Genomic DNA, 23,181 nt, shown 5'->3' with positions numbered 1-23,181 from the left:
CTTTGCTGGCAATAAAAATTTTAGTTGCTATTGCTTCCACTTCAATAAAAAGTTTTTCAACTGATTTAAAGCATCTTCATATTCATGAAACTGAATCTCAGCAATCACAGTGGGAATACCGCGAGGGAATCTTGATATTCGCTTACCTGTTTCGTACAGAAGAATAATAGGAATATTGTTTTTCTCTGCATAAGCTAACTCCATTCCTACACCGAAAGAAAGGGAACCAAGGTAAGCAATAACCAAGTCTGAGATGCTGACTTGATGCTTATCTTTATCGAAAACTTGACGAGGAGTAACATCAGGATTATTTACTGGATCAGTGTGTAAATGTGGTACATAAGCTTGAAGACCGACTTCTTCACAAACCAAGCCTATTTTTTCATAAAGTGCTTTAGTTTCTGTTGGATTTTCAACATCAGTCAGCGCACCAGACACATATACTTTGTACATTGTTTCTGCTTACTTTTTATCACAATAATAAACAACCTATTCTCTCACATAAATTAGAGAATAAGATTATAAATATCTTCTTGCCAGAAAAATAGAGTTACTATTTGTTTGAGGTTAAATTTACTATTGGATTAAGCAAAGTTTTTAGCTGTATAAGCAGCATATTTGAGCTTGAAGTAGATGAAGAGGAAGGTTTAAATAGAGCAATAGCTGAAATAATTACCGCTAATAAGGCTGCAATTGCACTTAGTGCTGTCCATCTTACCTGTTCATCTGAACCTAAAAGACCAAACAATGTATCTTGAATACCTACGTTCAATTTTTTATACTCTTCTGAGTCCAGCATGAGTTTCTTTAGTAGTCCAGTATTATCCCTCATCCAACTATTTTCTCTGTGATTAAAATAATCATCAATTTCATTACGATTACGCTGTCCACGAAGTACATCTAGTCTTGCAGGATTATCGGACTTGGGTTTAGTTAGGGTTTTAGAACTTAATTTCTCAATAGCTAAATAGGCAATTGGGTTTTGAACATCTCTGACATTAATTCTAACGGCTTCCTCTGAAAAATTATGAATAGCTATACAAAGAACGCCTGACCAGTTAGGATTTACCCTTGTTCCAAGATGTCCTAAACCATTTGAAACTCGATCAACCACAGAATAAAGTGGACCTCGAAATTGATTACTCAACCAGACAGATTCATCAGTCCATACTAGAGCAGTATCTTTTGGGGGTATGTAGAAAAACTTCTGTTCTTCGTTAGGGTTATCTTGCTTTTGTTCTGTATCTACTGGTAAGCGTTGTTTTAGTCCAATAGCGTAAGCATACTCACTAGCAGTTAGACATAAATCACAAGCCTTAATACTACCTGGTTTAAGTGGATGAAAAAAAATCCCTCTTCCCAGTTCCCTGATAATATCCCGATCACTCAAAATAGACATTAAATACTCCCTGAGCTTAAGAAAGCATTAGAGTCTTCTACAACTGTTCCCAACATGGTTGTTTGTTCGTAGTTACTGATCTTGAACATAAGGCTGGTCAATTTTAATACAATTTGCCGCTTTTTGCAATTCTATACCTAAATATCCTGCATGATCTGGACGTATTGCAGGTAAAGCAGCGCAAATTTCTTTGATTAATTTCAAAGGATTTTTACCAGAATAGCAACCTACAATTTCTCCACTACCAGGGGTTGTATGTGTAACAACTATCTTATTTTCTGCAATTTCAATTAAAAAGTTTCCTGCGGGATCATAGTAATCTAAGTTTCTGCAAATTGCAGCATATTGTTCTTGAATCAGTTGTTCAGAATTGCTCCAAGTATCATCATATATATGAGCCGACTGACTTATAGTTATCAGTGGTCCCATCTTCAAATCATATTCAGAATGTTTAGCAATCTCATCTCGAATATGTTTTTGCAAAGCCCTTAAACCCATTGCATTAGCAGGCCAAGCAGCAAACATATCATTACTTCTGAGAGTTGCAGTTAGCGATAATTCATTATCCACAACTCTCAACCAAATATGATTCAAACAAGGACTACCACCTTTTTCATGATCTTTCACATCCCATAAAGTCATGACTGCACTAGCAGCATCAATTTCTCCAATCAATTTCTGAGTCACCTGATCAATTTGATCGCGTCCAAACCAAGAACGCAAACGTTGACCATATGTGTATTTAACTCCTTCTCGATTAGGTGAATCATCTAATATTTGGGAAATGTATTCTGCTAAAAAGCTTTTATCTATTGGTAAATAATTGGGTTCAGGAAAATAAAAATCAGCAGGTTCATCGGTGACAACTGCCATTAAATCTATTAATTCTTGCCATTTGCCATCATAGCCGGTTGGTCTAATTGTACCTGTGGTTTTAATGCGGTGAATGATTTTTACCCAAGTTTCAGCTATGGTTTTACCTTCTATTCTGTGTCCATAGCGTGAACCTGGTAAAACTGTGGGTTCAATGGTAGCCATAGGAAATTCTAAGGAAACTCCCCAAGGATCAATTGCTTCTTGTTGGGAGTAATGTTTAACTTTCTCAACTGCTGCTGTTATTGATTGAGCTTCTTGAAATTCTATAGAATGTCGCAGTTTTTCTAAAACATCTATATCAATATCTATATCAATATATCCAGTAATGGTAGAACGAATTACCCAAGATTTGCGTCCAGTGTCGCTTAAACTTTCTTCGACTCCATTACGGAAAAAATCGAGTAAGCACTGAGATGCACCTGCATTTTTATCTTCTTTGGTAGCGTTGAGGACAACCAAATAACGAACATGAGGATTCAATAATAAGTTACGAATTAGTAGGTTTATTCCTCTGGTGGGTGAATATAGCTGCCCAATGACAGCATAATCTGACGGTTGCAGGTGTTTTGCGATCGCTTGCTTCACTGTCCACCCTGTAATTACTGCCGTTTGCCCGTTTCCGTAAATTAACTGATTCGGCTTGTGTTGTGCTGTGTAACGAAATTCAGTAGCTTGACCTGTTCCTTTCATGATTGGCTAAAAGTCAAATTTTACCATTGTAGCGAAGATCATAGGATAATATATTTTTATTTTCACAAATCTTAATTTGCGGGAAAAACAATCAATTACCTGGAATTTCGATAAAAATAAGGCTTTTTACACAGATACATAAAGATTTGATTATGTTATAATCCGCATTAATGTAAACTAATTTCAATTCATATTAATAGGGCAATTTTTTCGGGAATGTCATTAATTTTAATGAATTAAAACTATGTGGCAAATCAAAAGAACAAATTGGTTATTTAAACCTACAGATAAAAAGCTGATTATTCTCAACTTATTAATAGCAATAGCCTACAGTATTTGTGTTATAATTAGCTTAGAATTTACTTCTTTGCCAGGAAAAGTTGCGTCTGTTTGGTTTCCTTCAGCAATGACTTTGGCAGCAGTATTCTTATTAGGCAAGCGGGTATTTCCAGGAATTATTCTGGGTTCTATACTTGGTCTTTCTAAAAATTTATTGAGTTTAACACCGCCTTTATCAATTTTAAATTTTATTTTACTGAATCTTATCTGTGCTTGTGGTAATTGTCTACAACCTTTATTCGCCACTTATATAATTAAAAAGTTTGCTCCTCATGGAAATATATTTAATCAGGTCAATACGATCTTTGTGTTTATTCTGGGTGCTGTTGTTTCACCAATTATATCAGCGACTATGGGAATTACAGCATCATGTTTGATGGGAACTATTCCTTGGAACAGTTATGGTATTTGCTGGTTAATATGGTGGTTAACAAGCGCTTTAGCTCACCTGATATTCACGCCATCGTTACTCTTATGGAAAACCTATTTACATAAAAAAGAATACTACTACCGTAGAGGGGAGACACTATTAGTATTGAGTATTATTCTAAGTGTAAACTGGCTCACATTTATGGGCGGATATAATTTGGAATACACTTTGCTCCCTATTTTGATATGGTCTGTTTTTCGTCTCGGTAATTTTGTTTCCAGTATTTTTGTGACCTTGGTTTCTGCGATCGCTATTTTTGCTACTTCACAAGGGTATGGCCCGTTTGTGAAAGACGAACCCTATCAATCGTTTATGCTTTTACAATCCTTTACAGGTGTCTTTTCACTTACTGCACTTTTGCTTTCAGCCGTGATTGATGAACGACAAGTAGCTGAGTTATCTCTGAACCAGACCTTAGCTACACAAGAAATCAAGATCAAAGAACGAACAGCAGCATTGCAACAGAGTGAGTCCCAACTTAATGGCTTTTTTTCATCTGCCTCAATTGGGATGTGTATTTTGGATCAGGAACTTAGGTATATTCGGGTTAATGAAATAATCGCAGAAATTAACGGGATATCGGTTGCTGATCACCTGGGTAAGAAAATTCAAGAAATATTACCGCAACTATCTCCAGATATAGAATATGTTTGTCAGCAGGTGATTGCCACGGGAAAACCTTTGCGAAATCAAGAAATAAGTTTTAAATTTCATAACCAAGCAGGTATGTCTAGAACTTGGTTAGCTTCATATTTCCCCATCCTGGATGCAGATAATATTCCCTTTGCTGTGGGAGTAGTTGTTACGGAAATTAGCGATCGCAAACAGCTAGAACTCCAACTCCAGCAACAAGTTCGTTTAGATGGATTGACACAAATTGCTAACCGTCGTCATTTTGATGAAGTATTATTTAAAGAATGGCAACGCTGTATTCGCACTCAACAGCCACTTTCTCTACTTATCTGTGATGCTGATGAGTTTAAAGCTTATAACGATGCCTATGGACATCCAAAGGGAGACAGTTGTTTAATTCAAATCGCTCAGATACTGAAGATTAACGTTCAGCGTCCCAATGATTTAGTAGCTCGGTATGGTGGGGAAGAGTTTGCAATTCTTCTCCCCGAAACTACTGCTGAGGGAGCATTTCATATTGCTAACTCGATTCGGGAACACATCCACCAAGTCAATATTCCCCATCCACGTTCACGGGTATGTGACCATGTAACCTTAAGCATTGGTATTGCTACCTGTATTCCCATAGCGGAAAATCGACCTGAAGAAATCGTGATTACCGCAGATCAGGCACTTTATGAGGCAAAAAACCAAGGACGCGATCGCATCATCCTCAAAATCTAAATCATCTCTCCCAGATGAAAATACTTTACAAATATTAACTTTAATGTTACATTTATTAATATAAAAGAAATCAGGAAAATAAACTAATGCGTACAAGCGGTTCTATTAAAGATGACCAAGGCAAAATGAACAACTTTGCAGTTGAACCAAAGGTATACATAGACCAGCAGGGCAATAGAACAGGATTTACCAAATATTCAGAACTACTCAATGGTCGATTAGCAATGATTGGTTTTATATCTTTGATAGCATTAGAAGTATTCACAGGACATGGTGTTTTCGGTCTTTTGTCCAGCCTGTAAAAATAAGTGTAAATTACTTACATAAGAATTTATAAACTAAGAGAGACGGGAAAATTTCCGTCTTTAATTTTGGGAATTTTGGGAATTTTGGGAAAAATTTAATGCTATGTTGTAAACATTCAGCAAGGGGGGATCTATGGTTTTAACTGCTTCAACAATGTTACAACTAGGAACTAAAGCACCAGATTTTAATCTACCCGAAGTAGTATCTGGGGAAACAATTTCACTTACTAATTTTGCCAACAAAAAAGCATTGCTAGTCATGTTTATTTGTCAGCATTGTCCATTTGTAAAGCATATACAAAAAGAGTTGGCGCAATTAGGAAAAGATTACTTCAACAGTAACTTAGGTATTGTTGCTATTAGTGCCAATGATGCTCAAAACTATCCCAATGATGCACCAGAATCATTGAAAGCAATGGCTACCGAACTGGGATTTAAGTTTCCATTCTGCTACGACGAAACCCAAGCAACCGCAAAAGCTTATACAGCAGCTTGTACACCAGATTTTTTTCTATTTGATAGTGAGAATAAACTAGTTTATCGGGGACAATTAGATGATAGTCGTCCCAGTAACAATAAACCGGTAACAGGTGCAGATTTACGAGCAGCTATTGAAGCAGTTTTGGCTGATCAACCAGTTCCAAGTGAACAAAAGCCAAGTGTGGGTTGCAATATTAAATGGAAATCTGGAAATGAACCTAATTTCTGCAATCAAACAATTCATTAATCTAAGAATAATAAAAATTTAACCTGTGGAGGTAACAGCATTAGTTATTATACTGAAGTAGGTAGGAAAATATAACCTAATAAATAAGCTACCGACGGCTTATTTTAATATGTTAATAGTGTTATTCATATAGCCATTCCTACGGAGCGCTGTATGCTATCACTTGTATTTTTTCTCTAATCAAATACTATCATCTTCAAACTTAATTATGGGGGCATTGAGAGAAGCAAATCCTCAGATGAAAACTAACTGGTGGCTTTGGGGTTGCAAGTTATGGTTAACAATATCCCTCCTAGCTAGAATTGCATCTTCTGGGAATGCGTCGGCTCAAACTTTTTCAGATATTATTTTTAATAATGCTAGTCAGTGCGGGTTGTCTCTTTCTGGCGGATATTATTATGGAAACAAAAATAATGAAGATATTCTTAGTAATACTAATACTAATAGTCATGCTTGGCAAATCATAACTACATTAAACACAAATCCTTGTACTAATCAAAGTGAACTGGAAAAAATCAGACAAGAAAGTGAAAGTAAACGGGAGTTGATTAGACAAGACAGTGAAAAGCAACGTGAAATAATTAGACAAGAAAATGAAAAGCAACGTGAGGCAATACGAACATATTCTCAAATTATTAATACTTGTATTAATGCACGAGTACAAGCTATACAAAAAGATATGAACCCTGACATTATTTGCAACATTACACAGATACAAAATAACTTTGGTACTATTTTACCTGCCCAAAAGAACTAATATAAAACTTTTCGGTTTCTGCATTATCTTAATGTTTTTAACAATCTTTTTTAACTTCTTATTAACTTAAAAAAGCCTATTCCTACTAGATAATTGAGGCTAGTTATTTGCAACAAAATAAACCCCGTCCAAAACATTAGGAAGTATACCTTGAATCTATCAAGACGTAAGTTTTTTACTATGGCAGGGGCATCCACCGCCGGTGCTGTCCTTCTATCTCCTTTACAAGCATTCTATGCTAAACGAGCGATCGCAGCTGGTCCCTATGGTAGTTTAATAACTGATCCATTAGGAGTATTAGATTTACCATCTGGATTCCAGTACAAAAGACTGTCGGAAACAGGGCAAACCATGACTGATGGTTACGCAGTACCCGGTGGCCATGATGGTATGGCTGCCTTTGCTTCTGGTAGCGATACAGTTCTCATTCGCAACCACGAACTCGGTACTTCTGGCACAGGTGTGGGCGCTCCTACTGGCAGCAAGTACAACTCAAATGGAAGAGGTGGTTGTACTAAATTGGTCGTTAATTCTTCCCGCAACTTGGTATCACATCGGGGAGTTTTGGCCGGAACTGTTCGCAATTGTGCTGGTGGTCCCACACCTTCAGGCTCTTGGTTAACCTGTGAAGAAACCTTTGAAACCAATAACGGCAAGAAGCATGGTTATGTGTTTGAAGTTCCCAGTAGTGCAAATACTTTTGTCACCCCCGTTCCATTAACTGCTATGGGGCGTTTTAATCATGAAGCTGCTGCTGTAGACCCCAGCACCGGGTATATCTACATGACAGAAGACCGGACAGATGGACTTTTTTACCGCTTTATTCCCACCAACATCAACAACCTGAGCGCTGGCGGTACGCTATATGCCTTAAGGGTTATAGGGTCTTCTGGAATCAATACAGCTACGGGGTTCCCAAAAAACACCCCTAGAGCAGTGGATTGGGTACAGATTACCAATCCTGATCCTAGCACCGATACCGTCAGAACAGCAGGATTTAACAGTGGTGCTGCGAGATTTTCCGGTGGAGAAGGCATCTTTTATGGTGGTGGTTATGTCTACTTCACCTGCAAGAGTGGCGGTAGTACAGCAGATGGTCAGATATGGCGTTATTCACCTACTAATAATACAGTTGAGCTTTATATTGAGCCTAATAATTCTGGTGTATTAGACAATCCAGACAATATTGTTGTTTTCCCAGGCCGAGACATTTTCCTCTGTGAAGATGGCGATGGAACAGATTATATTCTGGGTATTACTCCCAGTGGTAGTTTGTATAAGTTTGGGAAAAATGCCCTCAATACATCTGAATTCGCTGGGGTTTGCTTCTCCCCCAATGGTCAAACCATGTTTGTGAATATGCAAACTCCAGGAATAACTTTTGCTATTTGGGGTCCCTGGTAAATCTAAGTCTTGTTTTTGTTTTGTAGAGACCTTCCCTGGAACGTCTCTACAACATTATTTTTTCAAGATGCCTGATACCCGAAGTGGGCTTTTTTTATGGTGTACAGGCAGGATTACCGCTAGGAGTCGCATCTGGATAGAAGGTGCGAATACCGCCACTTCTTCTCACAAATACTGATTGGAAGGTTTTGCCATCATCTGTGGTAGTCCAACTGCAAGCTTGGTTAGTGCTAGTGGTATTAGGATTCTTTTTGTATGCCAAAGCACCAATTTTCAAAATGTCTTCGGCATTGAGGGTATAACCATAACCCTTAATGTTAGATTGAGCAGTTCCAGTACCTACCTTAATGATCGCACCTACTGTGTAAATAGCCCCAGGAACAACTTCTTCATTGAAGGAGTTACTAGCTTTTCTACCAGCTAAACCATCGTTTTGGAGTTGTACATAGCGACCAACAAAATGTAGCCCGCCAATAGAACCACCTTGTACAGGTTCGCCACATAATACATGATCAAAACCTACAGCATTAAACCAAACATCAGTTAAATCGCTTAAAAACAGGGAATCTGTGGTACGTCCAGCTACTAGAAATCCTCCTACGTAAGACTTAATACTAGCCAATACGGTGGGATTATTATTCATTAATGTTTGAAAGCTAGAACGACTAACTACTGTACCTGGTGCGCCGCAAAGGTTATTAACTGCGTTATCAAAATTGTTGAGAGTTGGGGCTACAGGTGTAACATCGGCTGGGCTACCAAAAGCTAATCCAGAAACAGGGTTGTTAATGCTATCAAAAAATGGAACTGAACCCGCAGGTGGAGTAGTACCACCACCAGAAGTACCATAATCGGTGATGACGATATCATCAATATTGATTCTGTTGCTAGTACCACCGCTGGTTTTTTTGACTTGACAGCGGACTGTTCCAGAAATATTGGGTGTAAATGTAGCTGTAGAAAGTGTTGTTGAACTGGTAGTGACTTGTGAGCCTATTTGTGTCCAGGTACTACCGCTATTAGTTGAACATTGTAACTGCCAACTGCTGCTAGTATCCGTTCCATATAAGGCGTGTTTAACGGTAACTGTGCCAGCACCTGTACTCCGATCAAATTTCATAGCGATCGCACCAGTGCTGCGAACTCTAGAAGACTGAGCGCCGCTTCTTCTGTCATTGGCATCGCTACCATTGGCAATTAAGGCATCATTTAATGTCCAAACTCCTGTGCTGAGGGTGACATCACCTACAGCATAAGCTCCTTTAGTCCCAGTTTCAAATCCTTCGGTAATGGTTGCTGCACTAGACTTAAAGGTGAAAATGGTCAGTAAAAAGACTGCTCCGCCTACTATTTTTAATGAAGAGGCCAATCTAGATTTAGTTGATAGGTGCAACATGATAATCCGATTTTATAGACAGTATTCTCTCAAAATGTAAAGAAAATGATTCTTCACACCAATTGTTCCTATCATATTTTTTTATATTAAGTCAATATTTTCACTAAGGACTGAAGTTAATTTCTAGACTTAAACTTCCCTTATCTTACTTAAACTTCTCTTATCCTAAATCACCGATTTTTCGCAGGTAATGAGATAGAAGCATTGATGCCTAAGCTGTATAGTTTTCACTTGAATCTCTGCAATTCATGTATGGAGAATGTTTTCAAAGTTACTTATTTTGGAAGGCTAACTATTTGCTGACTTACTCTTATCAAGATTTTAATATATTGCTAATATGCTGTTAATAATAAAACATTAGGATTTTCCACATATCTGGATTTCACAATTAGGAAATTATTTTTTTGATTCCCAGTTGAACGAAAGCAAGATCATAGCTACTGGGAAACACTTTTGTGATACCACGTCAGCCAAACAGCCTACGCACCGAAAATTAGATGGCGTGTGGATTTTAATCATGAATTATTCTCACTAAGTACCAAACAATGAAATACAAAGCAATATTTTCTTCCAAAACCGCAAGACTGTGTTTAGTATGCGGTATCAGTTTATTGAGTGCGAAAGCGATCGCTGCCTATATCTCATGGCCTACCACAACAACCGTAGTTACTGCTGATACTGGCAGTCAATTCGGGGGTAATCTCAGTGGTTTATTCTATGATCCTGCGGCTGGATCTCAACCTGCTGTACTGTGGGCGGTGCAAAATTCACCATCAAAACTCTATAACATGGTGTGGAACGGTAGCAATTTCGTTAAGAATACTGCCAATGGTTGGAGTTCTGGAAAAACTTTGAAATACCCTAATGGCACTGGTGCGCCAGATGCAGAAGGTGTCACCAAAGCCGAGCTTAGTTCATCAACCATCTACGTCTCTACTGAGCGCGACGGCAGCGGCTCAAATCGCTTTAGCGTACTAAGTTATGATACCAGTAATAGTGCTACCACACTGAATGCTCTCAAAGAATGGAATTTAACCAGTCAATTGCCAAAAGTCAGCGGTAGTAACTTGGGCTTAGAAGCGATCGCCTGGGTTCCTGACAGTTATTTAACCGCTAATGGATTCATAGACGAAAGTGTCGGTTTTGCCTACAACCCAGCTAATTATCCCTTGCATGGTACTGGAGTGTTTTTCGTTGGACTGGAAAATGATGGCAAAATTTACGCTTTTGTACTCAATTCTGACTCCACCTCCAAAAAGATCGCTACCATTGCCAGTGGTAATACGCAGATAATGGATTTGTCCTTCGACCGCGATAATAATACTTTGTGGGCATATTGTGATAATAATTGCAGCAATCGCTCAAACCTGCTGTCTATTGACACTACTGTTGGCTCGGCAACAAAAGGCAAATTCATCATCCGCAAGGCTTACAATAAACCAAGTTCGTTGGGCAACAATAACAACGAAGGTATTGCCATGAAGCCTAATTCCGAATGCGTCAACAATGAAAAGCAGTTCTTCTGGGCGGATGATTCCGAAACCAGCGGTTATGCGATTCGTCGTGGCACAATTCCTTGTAGTTATTAAGCGATCGCCTAGCAGTAGAATTGATCCCAACAAGATTAGCTTTGCCGAAAATCCTGGATTAAAATTGTTCTCATTGAAAATGGCGCACTAGTAGATAAATATCTAGACTAGCCCTTTCAAGGTGACTAACGGAAATACGTCATTTCCGTGAGATCATCTTAAATCCTCCGCCCATATTTTGGTTTTTTTTGAAGGTTGAAACAACCAATCTTCGTTCCAAATTTCACCACCTTGAAAAGGCTAGTCCTATCAGAGTAGACGCAGAGCCTCTGTGATAGCATTCCTAGTCTCTGACTAGGAACGAGATATGGTAAAGATTTGAATTGTAAGATAACTAAATAATTAGTGGTGGATTTCCAAATTGAGGATGTAGCTTCCCAGTTGGACTTTTTCTGACCATAATTCGTACTCTAGTCGCAAATTCTCTGGTAAGTTTTTTCCACTGAGGTGCAAATTTTTAGTAAAATTACGTAAGCGAAGTGGCTTGTGCGGTTGTAATGACTCAGCGGGCAACCAATAACGACTAACGCCATAAACGCCTTGTTCCCAAAAATGACGGTAACTCACTTGACTATTACCTTGCATAGTCATGATGACACGATAGGGCGATATTTCCAACCACAAAATTCTAGGACTACTGGGAAGATCAGCATTGTTTATGCTTTTAGGAAAGTTCTCTTCTGGATTGATAAAACTTCCTACTTCACAGCTAATTAAGGGTGGTGCAGTCAATAGTAAATGAAATCGGTCAGTATCTTTTTGATACAATGTCCCGGCAGTTTCAACCACAGACCAGACTGGCAAGTCAGTGGAAATAATTGATAAGCACACGGGTTTGCGGTGATGAGTAAGCATGGGAGCGATAAGTGCTAGAAGCAATTAAATAAAATCAAATGAACACTACTGGGAGACAGCTATGCAGGAGGTAGGAGGGAAGATAAACTTTTTTTCACCGGGTGTAGTAGAAGGTTAGTTTAAGCAACTCAAGAGTCAAGCCTGTTCAATATTAACTGAATCTACTCATTTGTTAATTTAGACAAATCAGGGTGCAGAAAGGTGAGATCGGGAGCTAAAAAAGAAAAATGATGCTTATTCGAGGGGATACCGACTTTAAATTAAGTTGAGGGCTACAAAAAGCGATAGGATACTAGGGAGGAAGTTACAAGTGGCAGCAGATCAAGTCACCCAAAAGCTTCTAGTCTATTCAAAAGCCAGTGTATCCTAATGTCGGCTGCTGTTATAACCGTAGAAAATCAAGAAAACGCTGCTCATAAGTTAATTATTCAGCGTTCCCCTTCAATGCTCTCCCTCCAGGGTAGTATTCGGGTTCCTGGGGATAAGTCCATTTCTCACCGCGCTCTTATGTTGGGTGCGATCGCAGAAGGTGAAACTCAGATTGAAGGACTCCTGTTGGGAGAAGACCCCCGCAGCACTGCTAGCTGTTTTCGATTGCTAGGTGCAGAAATTTCGGAATTAAATTCAGAGTTTGTCCGGGTAAAAGGAATTGGTCTGGGCAATTTTCAAGAACCTGTGGATGTGTTGAATGCGGGTAACTCTGGGACAACCATCAGATTGATGTTAGGGCTGTTAGCTTCCCATCCAGGGCGTTTTTTTACGGTTACAGGTGATGATTCCTTGCGATCGCGTCCCATGTCCCGTGTTGTCAAACCTTTGCAACAAATGACTGCACAAATCTGGGGACGCAAAGGTAACTCTCTAGCACCTTTAGCGATTCAAGGACAAGCCCTCAAACCTATTCACTATCATTCTCCCATTGCTTCGGCTCAAGTTAAATCTTGTATTCTCCTGGCAGGTTTAAACACCGAGGGGAAAACTACCGTCACCGAACCCGCTTTATCACGGGATCACAGCGAGCGAATGTTAAGGGCTTTTGGAGCAGAATTGAGTATAGACCCGGAAACCCACAGTGTGACTGTGATGGGTAATGCTAAATTATACGGTCAAAAAGTTGTTGTTCCCGGTGATATTAGTTCAGCAGCCTTTTGGTTAGTTGCAGGATCAATTGTTCCTGGTTCGGATTTGCTAGTGGAAAATGTCGGTGTGAACCCAACGCGCACGGGGATTTTAGAAGCTTTAGCCATGATGGGAGCAGATATCCAGCTAGAAAATCAGCGCGAAGTAGCTGGGGAACCAGTTGCTGATTTGCGGGTGCGTTCGAGTCGGTTAAAAAGCTGCACCATTGAGGGAGATATTATACCGAGATTAATTGATGAAATCCCCATTTTGGCAGTAGCTGCGGTTTTTGCTGAAGGGACAACCATTATTAGGGATGCGGCTGAGTTGAGAGTGAAAGAGAGCGATCGCATTACTGTGATGGCACAACAACTCAATCAAATGGGCGCTAAAATTAGCGAATTACCCGATGGGATGGAAATTATTGGTGGTACTCCCCTAGTGGGAACTGACGTAGATAGCCATACAGATCATCGTATAGCTATGAGTTTAGCGATCGCAGCTCTCAATGCCACCGGCACCACCACCATTCACCGTGCCGAAGCTGCGGCTATTTCCTATCCCAACTTTACCAACACCCTTGTAGAAGTTTGTCGATAAATGTGATCCTCCCTTCTCACCAGAAGAATACTATTTAAATGAACCGCGTCAAGGACGCAAAGAAAAATAAGAAGATAGGAGAATATTTATCTTCCTCCTACCTTCTAATAAATCATTTCAAACGTTAATTGATGACTTTTTAGAAAATCATGAGTGAAATGATCCACCACATTTGTATCACTCAACTCTAAATTATAAAAATCCACAAACTCATGTTCAAAATATGGACCCGCGTGCCAAGTTCCCACTTCTAACTTAATAAAACAATTTCCCGGAATACGGAAAGCAGCAAGTTCTGCTAACACAGGTTCATTAATTGCATTATCAGGTGGACAAACTCCCATCAACCAATCCTTTCCTGCCAAAGAACCTAAACATTGAGTACATTGAATATGTCGAGTAATTTTGTGGAACTTATGCCCATTTTTTGACAATCGCATCATATAAAAGCGAGGAATGCCATTTTGCAGATTTAACTGTGCATCCTCAGCATCAAAAGCTTTTCCGTCTCCATTAGGAAATATCACCTGTCCATAACGTTGAAAATTTTCTGGTGTTATCCATTCTGCATTTAACTGTTTTAATGTTTGGGATGCACTCATAAAAAATATCTTGTATCTATCAACTTAATTATCTCTCAGAATAACAATTTGAATAAATTATGACTATATAAATTCTAGAAAGACCTTTAACGCTCTTTTCTTATAAAATGACTATATATGTGAGGAATACCCTATGGGACTAAAATTAAATCGGCGTAAATTTCTCTGGTATAGTTCCGCAACATTAGGTACTAGTTTACTGCTAAAAGCTTGTGCTAATAACCCCAACCCAACTCCCACAGCGGCCAGTGGTGATGAAAAGTTTAAAATAGCAATCGCACTCCCTGGAATTATCACAGATCAAGCTTGGAATCAATCTGGTTACGAAGGTGTAAACCTCGCAAAACAAAAATTGGGTGCAGATATAACCTATGTGGAAAATGTAACCCAAGCAGATCAGACAGAAGTATTAACAGATTTTGCCCGTAAGGGATACAATGTAGTATTTGCTCACGGGGGACAATTTGATGCAGCTGTGGAACAAGTAGCTGCACAATTTCCGAATACATTCTTTGTTGCTGTTAACGGTTCTATTAAAGGTGATAATATCGCCGCTTTGCGAATAGATAACCTCCAAGCTAGTTATTTATGTGGAATTATCGGCGCTTCTATCACTAAATCTAACAAATTGGCTTACATAGCTGGCCAGGAATTTGAAGCCACCCAGCAAGAATTACGCGGTTTTGAATTAGGGGCAAAATCTGTTAATCCCAAAATACAAATAACTTCTACATTTACTGGTGATTGGAGTGATGTATCGAAAGGAAAAGAAGCAACACTAGCTCTAATATCGGCTGGGAATGATGTAATTTATCAATGGTTAGATACCGCTTCAGCCGCAGTTTTGCAAACAGCTAGTGACAAAGGAGTTTATGCTTTTGGTAATGTAAAAGACCAGTTAGATATTGCCCCAAAAGCAGTTTTAACCAGTGCTGTTAAGCGTCTAGATTTAGCAATTACTTATTTAGCAGAACTAGCCCAACAAAAACAGTTAAAAGGACAAATATATACAATTGGATTAGAAAGACCAGATATATTATCTTTAGGTAAATTTGGGGAAATTGTGCCAGCAGCAGTTAAACAAAAAGTAATGAATATAAAGCAAGAAGTTGTCGATAAAAAAATTACTTTTGAACCATGTAAGGAAGCTGGTAAAGATACCCGTTGTTTCAAGAAAGCCTAACTTTGGCAACTTTAAATATTTTATACCAATTATATGTGAGGCTGTACAGAATGATGACATCAATTGAATTATCCCTCTTTATCTGTGTTTATCTGCGGTCATCTGCGTTCAATTATTCTTGATATCTTATTCTACAGCAATCCTATTGGATTTATGAACTATTACCAAAATGATATATTTACGTTTGGAAAATATCACTAAACACTTTGGTTCATTTATTGCTAATGACAATATTAGCCTCACGGTAGAAGCTGGTAAAATTCATGCGATTTTAGGAGAAAATGGTGCAGGAAAAACTACTTTAATGAACATAATTAGTGGACTGTATCAACCAGATTCAGGACAAATATATTTAGAAGAAAAACCTGTAAATATTACTTCATCTCACGCAGCAATTAAATTAGGTATTGGCATGATTTATCAACATTTTATGCTTGTACCTGAGTTAACAGTTACAGAAAATATTATATTGGGAACTGAGAAAAAATGGCGTTTAAATTTACGCCAAAAACAACAAGAAATTTTGGCTTTATCTCAAGCATATCAATTAGAAATTAACCCAACTGCTAAAGTCGAAGATTTACCAGTGGGAACACAGCAACGGGTAGAAATTCTCAAGGTTCTCTATCGTCAAGCAAAACTATTGATTCTTGATGAACCAACAGCAGTTCTTACACCATCAGAAGCAACTTCATTAATCACTCTCTTGCGTCAACTTGCTGATAGGGGAAATACGATTATTTTCATTAGTCACAAATTAGAAGAAGTAATGAATTTGTGTGATACAATAACCGTATTGCGTCGGGGTAAAGTTGTCGCTACAACTAACACTAAAACCTCTACAATTCAGCATTTATCTGAGTTAATGGTAGGGCGCAAAGTAGGTTTAAATTTGCAGAAATCGCCAGCCAATTTAGGAAAATTGGTATTATCAGTAAATGGGCTAAAAGTTTCAGATAATAGAGGATTGATTGCTGTTCATAATTTATCTTTTCAACTGCGGCAAGGGGAAATTTTGGGAATTGCTGGAGTAGATGGAAATGGACAAAGAGAATTAGCAGATACTATTGCAGGGTTGCGAACTATCAAACAAGGGAAAATTGATTATCACTGTGTAATCAAGGAAAATTTAAAAGTGGGTTATATCCCAGAAGATCGGCAAAAGATAGGGTTAATTTTACAATTTAATATTGCCTATAATTTAATTTTAAAAACCTTTAATAAACTACCATTTTGCCATAAATTTTTATTGCAAGCACAAGCAATTAAAAATAATGCCCAAGTTGCTATAGACGCTTTTGATATTCGGATAAATGGTGAAGATGTGCCAGTAAATTACCTATCAGGGGGAAATCAACAAAAGGTAGTTTTAGCACGAGAATTAGCCGGGGAACCAGCTTTAATTATTGCTATGCAACCTACTAGAGGATTAGATGTGGGTGCGACGGAAGCAGTACAGACAAAGTTGTTAATAGAAAGAGAAAGAGGGGCAGCTATTTTATATATTTCTACAGAGTTAGAGGAAGTGATGGCGATGAGCGATCGCATTGCGGTAATGTATAAAGGCGAGTTTGTTGATATCTTGGATGCAAAAACAGCAACTATTGAGGAGATTGGTTTATTAATGGCGGGTAGTACAATGATAAATGCCAGCTAAAGCTCACATATTAAATTCTGGGTTAGAAGCAGTTAAACCAGGCAATAAAATAAAAAATTTGTGTACTACATTTGCTGTATAATCACCGAATAAATACTGAAACTAATTAGCAAATAATTTCAAAAGTAGTGTCTGAAATAGAATCTAATAAGTCTGTCGAATCTTTAGCACAGCAATGGGCTAGTAAGTATGTCAAGAGTCTCCAGATTAATACTAGCAGCCAAGAATCTGGCGAGAATCTGAGTTTGTCAGAGATAGTTTCACCAAGTGGAAGGGAGAAAACTGCTCAAAAAATCTTGCTATCTTTACGGACTATCAGCGCCAAAGCGTGGAGCAAAACCGAGCTTCTGTTGTCAGATGAAGTTAAGCAACATGGTATTGATTCCAACATCATTAATCCTTGGGACATTGCGGCAGATTCTTTTAGAATTTATGAAAAAGCTTTAAATGTATACACGCAACAAACATCATCACGCCCTCTTTCCTTGGTAATGAAACTGGGTCAAGAAGCTCAAGCTCATCCACTTGATCAACAGGCTTTGGAAGTTTATACAGAACAGATGAGTCCAGAGAAATTAGCGACGGTAATTAGTGCAGATATAGGAGCAATCAGACAGAAATACACAAGTACTGACCCCAGACTAATTGGCTTTGTGAGTATGCAGTTTCATTACACTAGCGAAATGCTCACAGAAGAGCTTGAGCCTGTGGAAAAAAAATTAGTTGGTGCATACTTTAAAGTTATTGATGATCATTTATATATGCCACTACAACGTGCTTATCAAGCAGCTGCTAAACATGATTATGATTCCTTTGTAATATCCGCAATACAAACCCTATTACCAAATAGTACCCAAATTGCTCATAACGTTCGCCAAAGGATAATTGAACTTTTTCCAATGTATCACTCTATGTCTGGTTTGTTGAGTGATCCAATAGTGAAAGTATCTAGCATTCGCGATGTAGAAATGTTTCAAGTATATTTGTGGGTATGTGCTTTAGAAGGAAGTATTGCTGCTATCCAAGAAGAGTTATTTCCTCTCTGTGTCATGCTTTATCCGAAATTAAAAGTGCAGTGGGAATTAGTTCGACAAATGCTGTATTTGCTCAGGTATGAAATATTTGATCGCTTGACTTCTCAACAGGCTAAAACCTTAATGCCATATTTTGAAGCGTTGTCACAGATGTTTTCTTCAACAGTATTAGGTTAGTTTGATGATAACTGAGATAGAAGGCTGATGGATGGTTAAATTTGCATTAGTTATGCAGATAGATAAGTGAAATGTTTACAGATAATAAGCTGAAAATTTTACTCCCAATTTTATCACCGCTAATAGCTATCGTCTTGGCTTTACTAGTTGGTGCTGGTTTAATATTGTTGGCTGGGGCTAATCCTATTGTTGCATATACAGCTTTATTTCAAGAGTCCCTTTCTAGCTATTTCGGTTTTGGTAATACCCTCACCAAAATGACTCCTTTACTATTTACAAGTTTAGGTGTTTTAGTAGCTTTACGTGCTGGACAATTTAATATTGGTGGAGAAGGACAAATTTATTTAGGTGCTTTAGGAAGTAGTTTAATTGGGTTATATATTCAAGGATTGCCTGCACTAATTCATATACCTTTGGCGCTATTTGTAGGGTTTATTTTTGGTGCTGTTTGGGGTTTGATTCCTGGTTATCTCAAAGCAATCAAAGGGGTAAATGAAGTAATTACAACTTTGCTGCTAAATTACATTGCGATTAATTTAATTAGTTATTTAGTACAAAATCCTTTAAAAGCACCAGCAGCACCTAGTCCCTATTCGCCATTAATTGCCAAAACTGCCCAATTACCAATTATTTTACCCGGAAGTCTTGCCCATGCGGGAATTTTATTGGCGTTAATTACAGCAGTGGTTTTATGGATATTATTAGTGCGATCGCCTTTAGGATACCAAATCAGTGCCGTCGGATTTAACCCAATTGCCGCCCGTTATGCCAAAATTTCTGTAGAACACACTATTATGCTAGTCATGGGTTTGGCTGGTGGTTTAGCTGGTTTAGGGGGTGCGTGCGAGGTGATGGGGTTGAAATATCGCCTATTTGAACAGGTTTCACCCGGTTATGGATTTGATGCGATCGCGATCGCTTTTTTAAGTCGTGGTAGTATTTTGGGTGTCGTCTTCATCTCCCTATTTTTCGCCTCCCTTCGCAGTGGTGCAAACATCATGCAACGCAGCGCCGGCGTACCCGTAACTATAGTTTATGCAATTCAAGGTTTCACAGTATTGTTCATCGCCATTGCTTTAGCTTTAGAATATCGAAAACAGGTGACAAGAGATAGGTGATAGGGCAGAACAAAGACTTTTTTCAATGTTTAATAATTAATACCTAATAACCATGAATTTATTTAATCTTTTAGCAGGAGAAAACAAGCATTCAGCTTTAATCACTCCTGATGGTTCTATAATTACTTATCAGCAGTTACGTGACAATATAACTGAGTTAACATCTCAACTGCATAGCTTTGGGTTAAAAAAAGGAGATCGTATCGCCATTGCCATGACGAATGGTGTCCCAATGGCTATTACCTTTTTAGCATCCGCTTTATGTGGAACTGCTGCACCATTAAATCCTAAATATAAACAAGATGAATTTGCTTTTTATTACGAAGATACTCAAGCTAAAGCCCTAATTACATTATCGGAAACTCCAGAAGCAGCAATAGCCGCAGTTACACCCGATATGATTTTAATTAATGCCAAAATCAATAATAACGGAACTTTAAACTTTGAATTAGTTAAACCAACATCGACAGCGACAATAAATTCTGAATCACCTAATGCTGATGATATAGCGATGATTTTACATACTAGTGGTACTACCAGCCGTCCCAAACGTGTACCTATTCGTCATCGCAACTTAATTGCTTCCGCTAATAATATAATTGCAGCTTATTGGCTCACATCTGCTGATATTACACTTTGTTTAATGCCACTTTTCCACATTCATGGATTGGTAGGATGTTTATTAGCAACCCTGACATCAGGAGGGACTTTAATTTGTCCTCATGGTTTTAATGCTTTGGAATTTTGGAAACTTGTAGAAACTTACAAACCTACTTGGTATTCCGCTGCCCCTACCATGCATCAAACAATTCTCGCACGGGCAATTCGTAATCAAGAAATTGTTAAAAATAACCCCTTCCGCTTTATTCGTTCTAGTAGTGCATCTTTAGCACCAGTTATCATTGAACAAATGGAGAAAACTTTCAATTCTCCCGTTTTAGAATCTTACAGCATGACAGAAGCAGCCCACTTAATGTCAACCAACCCTTTACCACCAAAAATTCGTAAACCGGGATCTGTGGGTTATGGTTTTAATGTAGATGTGGGTATTATGGATGATGAAGGTAATTTGTTAACTCAAGGTAGTTTGGGTGAAGTAGTAGTCAAGGGTGCAAATGTGATTGATGGTTATGAAAATAACCCAGATGCCAATGCGACTGCTTTTGTAAATGGTTGGTTTCGCACCGGAGATCAGGGAATAATAGATGCAGATGGATATCTGCGTTTAACTGGAAGAATTAAGGAATTAATTAACCGGGGTGGGGAAAAAATTTCACCTTTAGAAGTAGATAATGTTTTATTACGTCATCCTGCTGTTGCTGAAGCTTTAGCTTTTGCTGTACCTCACAACAGTTTAGGTGAAGAAATTCATGCTGCTGTGGTTCTAAAATTAGAAGTTAGTGAAAAAGAACTTCAGCAATATTGCTCAAATACATTAGCAGATTTTAAAGTACCTAAACAAATTCACATTTTAGAAGCTTTACCTCGTGGTGCTACGGGTAAATTACAACGTTTAGCAATGGCGAAATTGTTGAATATTGGATAACATAAATGTTTGTCTGAATCAGGATTGACAGGATTTGAGGATTTACAGGATCGTGATTATTTCTTTATTTGTCTGAATCAGGATTTTCAGGATTTAAGGATTTACAGGATGGTGATTATTTCTTTATTTGTCTGAATCAAGATTGTAATTATTTGTTTTTCTAATTAGTTTTCACACAACAAATGTAAATATAGCATTTTCTAGTCTAATGAGGTACAAAAATATCTGTGTTTATCTGCGTCCATCTGCGTTTAATTATTACTGCTTGTATCTCACTTGAATGGGAATCGCTATAAACATCTTGTAAATCCTTAAATCCTGTAAATCCTGATTCAGACATTTTCAATTTTTGCATAATTCTTAGTTATCGCTTTTATGAAAATCTGTATTGTTGGTGCTGGTGCGATTGGTGGTTATCTCGGAGCTAAGTTAGTTTTAAGTGGTGAAGAAGTAACTTTAATCGCTCGCGGTTCGCATTTAGAAGCAATTCAAAAAAATGGGCTGAAAATCATATTAGCTGATGGTTCTAGCCAGGTTGTTAACCCGGTTTTAGCTACTAGTGATTTTACAGAAGTTGAACCACAGGATGTAGTGATTTTAGCAATTAAAGCTAATAGTGTGAGTGCGATCGCTCCCTTTATTCCCCATCTATATCATGAGCAAACAATGGTAATCACTGCTCAAAATGGTATTCCTTGGTGGTATTTCTGCAAACATGGTGGGGAATATGAAGGAACACGTCTAAATTCTCTTGATGCAGATGGTATTATTGAAAACAACATTGATATTGACAGGGTGATTGGCTGTGTTGTCTATCCTGCTGCGGAAATAGTAGAACCGGGAGTAATTCAGCATCTTGAAGGGGAAAGATTTACACTCGGAGAAATCGACGGTTCTAAAACTGAACGTATCCAATTATTAGCCCAAGCCTTGAAGAAAGCAGGATTTAAAGCCCCTGTACGCAATCAAATTAGAACAGAAATATGGATAAAATTATGGGGAAATATCGCATTTAATCCCATTAGCGCCTTAACTGGTGCAACCTTAGAAGCCATTGCCCAATATCCTCCTAGCCGAGAACTAGCACGACAAATGATGCTAGAAGCGCAAACTATAGCTGAAAAATTAGGTATTAAATTTGGCATTAGTTTAGAACAGCGGATTAACGGTGCAGAAAAAGTTGGCGCTCATAAAACATCTATGTTACAAGATATCGAAGCTGGACAACCAACAGAAATAGAAGCGATCGCAGGTGCAGTGATAGAACTAGGTAAACTCACGCAAACCCCCACGCCCCATATTGATGCACTTTACGCCAGTGTTAAGTTATTGGAGTTGACAGGGAAACAAAAAAGACAATAAATAATTAATTACGAATTACGAATTGTATTAGAGCCTTTGAGTACTTCTAACAAACTCCGCAACATCCAATAAGCAGAAGTTCCACCGGGATCTTGATGTCCTATACTGCGATCGCCCAAATAACTCGCTCTACCCTTCTTTGCTAACATAGGTATAGTTGCCTTCAACCCTTGTTCAGCCGCAACAACCGCCATTTGTAGAGCTTCCACAGTTCCCATACCTTGGCCTACAGCCTGCTCAAAAGCCACCACAGCCGGAGACAGTACATCCACCATCGTCTTATCTCCCAACTGCGTCTTCCCCCGCTCAATCACTCCATCCAAACCAGATTGAAGTAACTTCAACATATCTTCTTGAGTTAATTCTTGCTTTCCAGCAGTAGCCGAACTAGCTCTTAAAAACCAAGTTCCATACAGAGGCCCACTCGCACCTCCAATACTGGAAATTAAAGTCATACTCACGTTTTTGAAAATGCTGCTGATATCTTTCCCGGCAATACTCGGTAAAATACTGCTGACCTTTTTAAAACCACGATCCATATTGATACCATGATCAGCATCACCGATAGCGGCATCTAACTCTGTCAAATCTTCCTTGTGATGCTCAATGACAGAAGCAAACACATATAACCATTCGACAATCTGCACCTGATTAACCATC

At 38.4% G+C, this 23,181-nt stretch carries 20 protein-coding genes; 13 read left to right on the top strand and 7 right to left on the bottom strand.

Going from position 1 to position 23,181, the window contains the following annotated elements; translation table 11 throughout:
• Window positions 1-27 precede the first annotated feature (27 nt).
• From ACSQ6I_RS12980 to ACSQ6I_RS12970, 3 genes are all read right to left on the bottom strand, one after another.
• Window positions 28-453, bottom strand: a complete 426-nt coding sequence (locus ACSQ6I_RS12980) for an XRE family transcriptional regulator (protein WP_438890734.1) — start codon at window positions 451-453, stop codon at window positions 28-30.
• Between the two features lie 100 nt (window positions 454-553).
• A complete protein-coding gene (locus tag ACSQ6I_RS12975; RefSeq protein ID WP_438890733.1) occupies window positions 554-1,399 on the bottom strand; it encodes a hypothetical protein in 846 nt (281 codons plus the stop codon).
• A 72-nt stretch (window positions 1,400-1,471) separates the two neighbouring features.
• Window positions 1,472-2,965, bottom strand: coding sequence for a thymidylate synthase (locus ACSQ6I_RS12970; protein ID WP_438890732.1), 1,494 nt, complete (start codon window positions 2,963-2,965; stop codon window positions 1,472-1,474).
• 244 nt (window positions 2,966-3,209) lie between these two features.
• Between ACSQ6I_RS12970 and ACSQ6I_RS12965 the strand changes: the two genes are divergently transcribed.
• From ACSQ6I_RS12965 to ACSQ6I_RS12945, 5 genes are all read left to right on the top strand, one after another.
• Window positions 3,210-5,090 (top strand): MASE1 domain-containing protein, encoded by a 1,881-nt coding sequence (locus tag ACSQ6I_RS12965; protein WP_438890731.1) that lies wholly within the window; start codon window positions 3,210-3,212, stop codon window positions 5,088-5,090.
• A gap of 86 nt (window positions 5,091-5,176) precedes the next feature.
• A complete protein-coding gene (locus ACSQ6I_RS12960; RefSeq protein WP_438890730.1) occupies window positions 5,177-5,392 on the top strand; it encodes a chlorophyll a/b-binding protein in 216 nt (71 codons plus the stop codon).
• 136 nt (window positions 5,393-5,528) lie between these two features.
• Window positions 5,529-6,122 carry a thioredoxin family protein gene (locus ACSQ6I_RS12955; RefSeq protein ID WP_438890729.1) on the top strand — a complete coding sequence of 198 codons (594 nt, stop codon included), beginning with the start codon at window positions 5,529-5,531 and terminating at the stop codon, window positions 6,120-6,122.
• Window positions 6,123-6,360: 238 nt separating this feature from the next.
• The gene (locus ACSQ6I_RS12950; RefSeq protein ID WP_438890728.1) at window positions 6,361-6,879 is read left to right on the top strand and encodes a hypothetical protein; all 519 of its coding nucleotides are present in this window, start codon (window positions 6,361-6,363) and stop codon (window positions 6,877-6,879) included.
• Window positions 6,880-7,029: 150 nt separating this feature from the next.
• On the top strand, window positions 7,030-8,283 hold the full coding sequence (locus tag ACSQ6I_RS12945) for an alkaline phosphatase PhoX (RefSeq protein WP_438890727.1): 1,254 nt from the start codon (window positions 7,030-7,032) through the stop codon (window positions 8,281-8,283).
• Window positions 8,284-8,377: 94 nt separating this feature from the next.
• Here the strand turns inward: ACSQ6I_RS12945 and ACSQ6I_RS12940 are convergent, their stop codons facing one another.
• Window positions 8,378-9,679, bottom strand: a complete 1,302-nt coding sequence (locus tag ACSQ6I_RS12940) for an EndoU domain-containing protein (RefSeq protein ID WP_438890726.1) — start codon at window positions 9,677-9,679, stop codon at window positions 8,378-8,380.
• 545 nt (window positions 9,680-10,224) lie between these two features.
• On the opposite strand from ACSQ6I_RS12940, the gene ACSQ6I_RS12935 reads away from it, so the two are divergent.
• Entirely contained in the window at window positions 10,225-11,268 is a 1,044-nt protein-coding gene (locus ACSQ6I_RS12935) for a hypothetical protein (RefSeq protein WP_438890725.1), read from the top strand.
• A 342-nt stretch (window positions 11,269-11,610) separates the two neighbouring features.
• Here ACSQ6I_RS12935 and ACSQ6I_RS12930 read toward each other — a convergent pair whose 3' ends face one another.
• The gene (locus ACSQ6I_RS12930) at window positions 11,611-12,123 is read right to left on the bottom strand and encodes a hypothetical protein (RefSeq protein WP_438890853.1); all 513 of its coding nucleotides are present in this window, start codon (window positions 12,121-12,123) and stop codon (window positions 11,611-11,613) included.
• Between the two features lie 369 nt (window positions 12,124-12,492).
• Between ACSQ6I_RS12930 and aroA the strand changes: the two genes are divergently transcribed.
• Window positions 12,493-13,842: a 3-phosphoshikimate 1-carboxyvinyltransferase gene (aroA, locus tag ACSQ6I_RS12925; protein WP_438890724.1), complete on the top strand. Its 1,350-nt coding sequence runs from the start codon at window positions 12,493-12,495 to the stop codon at window positions 13,840-13,842.
• Window positions 13,843-13,946: 104 nt separating this feature from the next.
• Here aroA and ACSQ6I_RS12920 read toward each other — a convergent pair whose 3' ends face one another.
• Complete coding sequence (locus ACSQ6I_RS12920; protein ID WP_438890723.1) at window positions 13,947-14,444, bottom strand: ureidoglycolate lyase; 498 nt, start codon at window positions 14,442-14,444, stop codon at window positions 13,947-13,949.
• A gap of 133 nt (window positions 14,445-14,577) precedes the next feature.
• Between ACSQ6I_RS12920 and ACSQ6I_RS12915 the strand changes: the two genes are divergently transcribed.
• From ACSQ6I_RS12915 to ACSQ6I_RS12890, 6 genes are all read left to right on the top strand, one after another.
• The gene (locus tag ACSQ6I_RS12915; RefSeq protein WP_438890722.1) at window positions 14,578-15,627 is read left to right on the top strand and encodes a BMP family protein; all 1,050 of its coding nucleotides are present in this window, start codon (window positions 14,578-14,580) and stop codon (window positions 15,625-15,627) included.
• Between the two features lie 169 nt (window positions 15,628-15,796).
• Complete coding sequence (locus tag ACSQ6I_RS12910; protein WP_438890721.1) at window positions 15,797-17,284, top strand: ABC transporter ATP-binding protein; 1,488 nt, start codon at window positions 15,797-15,799, stop codon at window positions 17,282-17,284.
• Window positions 17,285-17,412: 128 nt separating this feature from the next.
• A complete protein-coding gene (locus ACSQ6I_RS12905; protein ID WP_438890720.1) occupies window positions 17,413-18,495 on the top strand; it encodes a hypothetical protein in 1,083 nt (360 codons plus the stop codon).
• 71 nt (window positions 18,496-18,566) lie between these two features.
• Complete coding sequence (locus ACSQ6I_RS12900) at window positions 18,567-19,613, top strand: ABC transporter permease (RefSeq protein WP_438890719.1); 1,047 nt, start codon at window positions 18,567-18,569, stop codon at window positions 19,611-19,613.
• A 52-nt stretch (window positions 19,614-19,665) separates the two neighbouring features.
• Window positions 19,666-21,159 (top strand): acyl--CoA ligase, encoded by a 1,494-nt coding sequence (locus tag ACSQ6I_RS12895; RefSeq protein ID WP_438890718.1) that lies wholly within the window; start codon window positions 19,666-19,668, stop codon window positions 21,157-21,159.
• Window positions 21,160-21,534: 375 nt separating this feature from the next.
• The gene (locus ACSQ6I_RS12890; protein ID WP_438890717.1) at window positions 21,535-22,521 is read left to right on the top strand and encodes a 2-dehydropantoate 2-reductase; all 987 of its coding nucleotides are present in this window, start codon (window positions 21,535-21,537) and stop codon (window positions 22,519-22,521) included.
• A gap of 8 nt (window positions 22,522-22,529) precedes the next feature.
• Here the strand turns inward: ACSQ6I_RS12890 and dhaL are convergent, their stop codons facing one another.
• Window positions 22,530-23,180, bottom strand: coding sequence for a dihydroxyacetone kinase subunit DhaL (dhaL, locus tag ACSQ6I_RS12885; protein WP_438890716.1), 651 nt, complete (start codon window positions 23,178-23,180; stop codon window positions 22,530-22,532).
• Window position 23,181: the final 1 nt, after the last annotated feature.

This window comes from Anabaena sp. WFMT (assembly GCF_051781005.1).
Lineage (GTDB): Bacteria > Cyanobacteriota > Cyanobacteriia > Cyanobacteriales > Nostocaceae > Anabaena.
Note: the sequence above shows the minus strand (reverse complement) of the source record. Positions and strands in the feature narration are given on the sequence as shown.

Bases quoted from the DNA above. Each gene is read 5' to 3' on its own strand.
- ACSQ6I_RS12955 (WP_438890729.1), top strand. From the start codon at position 5,529: ATGGTTTTAACTGCTTCAACAATGTTACAACTAGGAACTAAAGCACCA.
- ACSQ6I_RS12930 (WP_438890853.1), bottom strand. From the start codon at position 12,123: ATGCTTACTCATCACCGCAAACCCGTGTGCTTATCAATTATTTCCACT.
- aroA (WP_438890724.1), top strand. From the start codon at position 12,493: ATGTCGGCTGCTGTTATAACCGTAGAAAATCAAGAAAACGCTGCTCAT.
- ACSQ6I_RS12940 (WP_438890726.1), bottom strand. From the start codon at position 9,679: ATGTTGCACCTATCAACTAAATCTAGATTGGCCTCTTCATTAAAAATA.
- ACSQ6I_RS12900 (WP_438890719.1), top strand. From the start codon at position 18,567: ATGTTTACAGATAATAAGCTGAAAATTTTACTCCCAATTTTATCACCG.
- ACSQ6I_RS12960 (WP_438890730.1), top strand. From the start codon at position 5,177: ATGCGTACAAGCGGTTCTATTAAAGATGACCAAGGCAAAATGAACAAC.
- ACSQ6I_RS12950 (WP_438890728.1), top strand. From the start codon at position 6,361: ATGAAAACTAACTGGTGGCTTTGGGGTTGCAAGTTATGGTTAACAATA.
- ACSQ6I_RS12915 (WP_438890722.1), top strand. From the start codon at position 14,578: ATGGGACTAAAATTAAATCGGCGTAAATTTCTCTGGTATAGTTCCGCA.
- ACSQ6I_RS12920 (WP_438890723.1), bottom strand. From the start codon at position 14,444: ATGAGTGCATCCCAAACATTAAAACAGTTAAATGCAGAATGGATAACA.
- ACSQ6I_RS12910 (WP_438890721.1), top strand. From the start codon at position 15,797: ATGATATATTTACGTTTGGAAAATATCACTAAACACTTTGGTTCATTT.
- ACSQ6I_RS12890 (WP_438890717.1), top strand. From the start codon at position 21,535: ATGAAAATCTGTATTGTTGGTGCTGGTGCGATTGGTGGTTATCTCGGA.
- ACSQ6I_RS12965 (WP_438890731.1), top strand. From the start codon at position 3,210: ATGTGGCAAATCAAAAGAACAAATTGGTTATTTAAACCTACAGATAAA.
- dhaL (WP_438890716.1), bottom strand. From the start codon at position 23,180: ATGGTTAATCAGGTGCAGATTGTCGAATGGTTATATGTGTTTGCTTCT.
- ACSQ6I_RS12975 (WP_438890733.1), bottom strand. From the start codon at position 1,399: ATGTCTATTTTGAGTGATCGGGATATTATCAGGGAACTGGGAAGAGGG.
- ACSQ6I_RS12895 (WP_438890718.1), top strand. From the start codon at position 19,666: ATGAATTTATTTAATCTTTTAGCAGGAGAAAACAAGCATTCAGCTTTA.
- ACSQ6I_RS12935 (WP_438890725.1), top strand. From the start codon at position 10,225: ATGAAATACAAAGCAATATTTTCTTCCAAAACCGCAAGACTGTGTTTA.
- ACSQ6I_RS12970 (WP_438890732.1), bottom strand. From the start codon at position 2,965: ATGAAAGGAACAGGTCAAGCTACTGAATTTCGTTACACAGCACAACAC.
- ACSQ6I_RS12980 (WP_438890734.1), bottom strand. From the start codon at position 453: ATGTACAAAGTATATGTGTCTGGTGCGCTGACTGATGTTGAAAATCCA.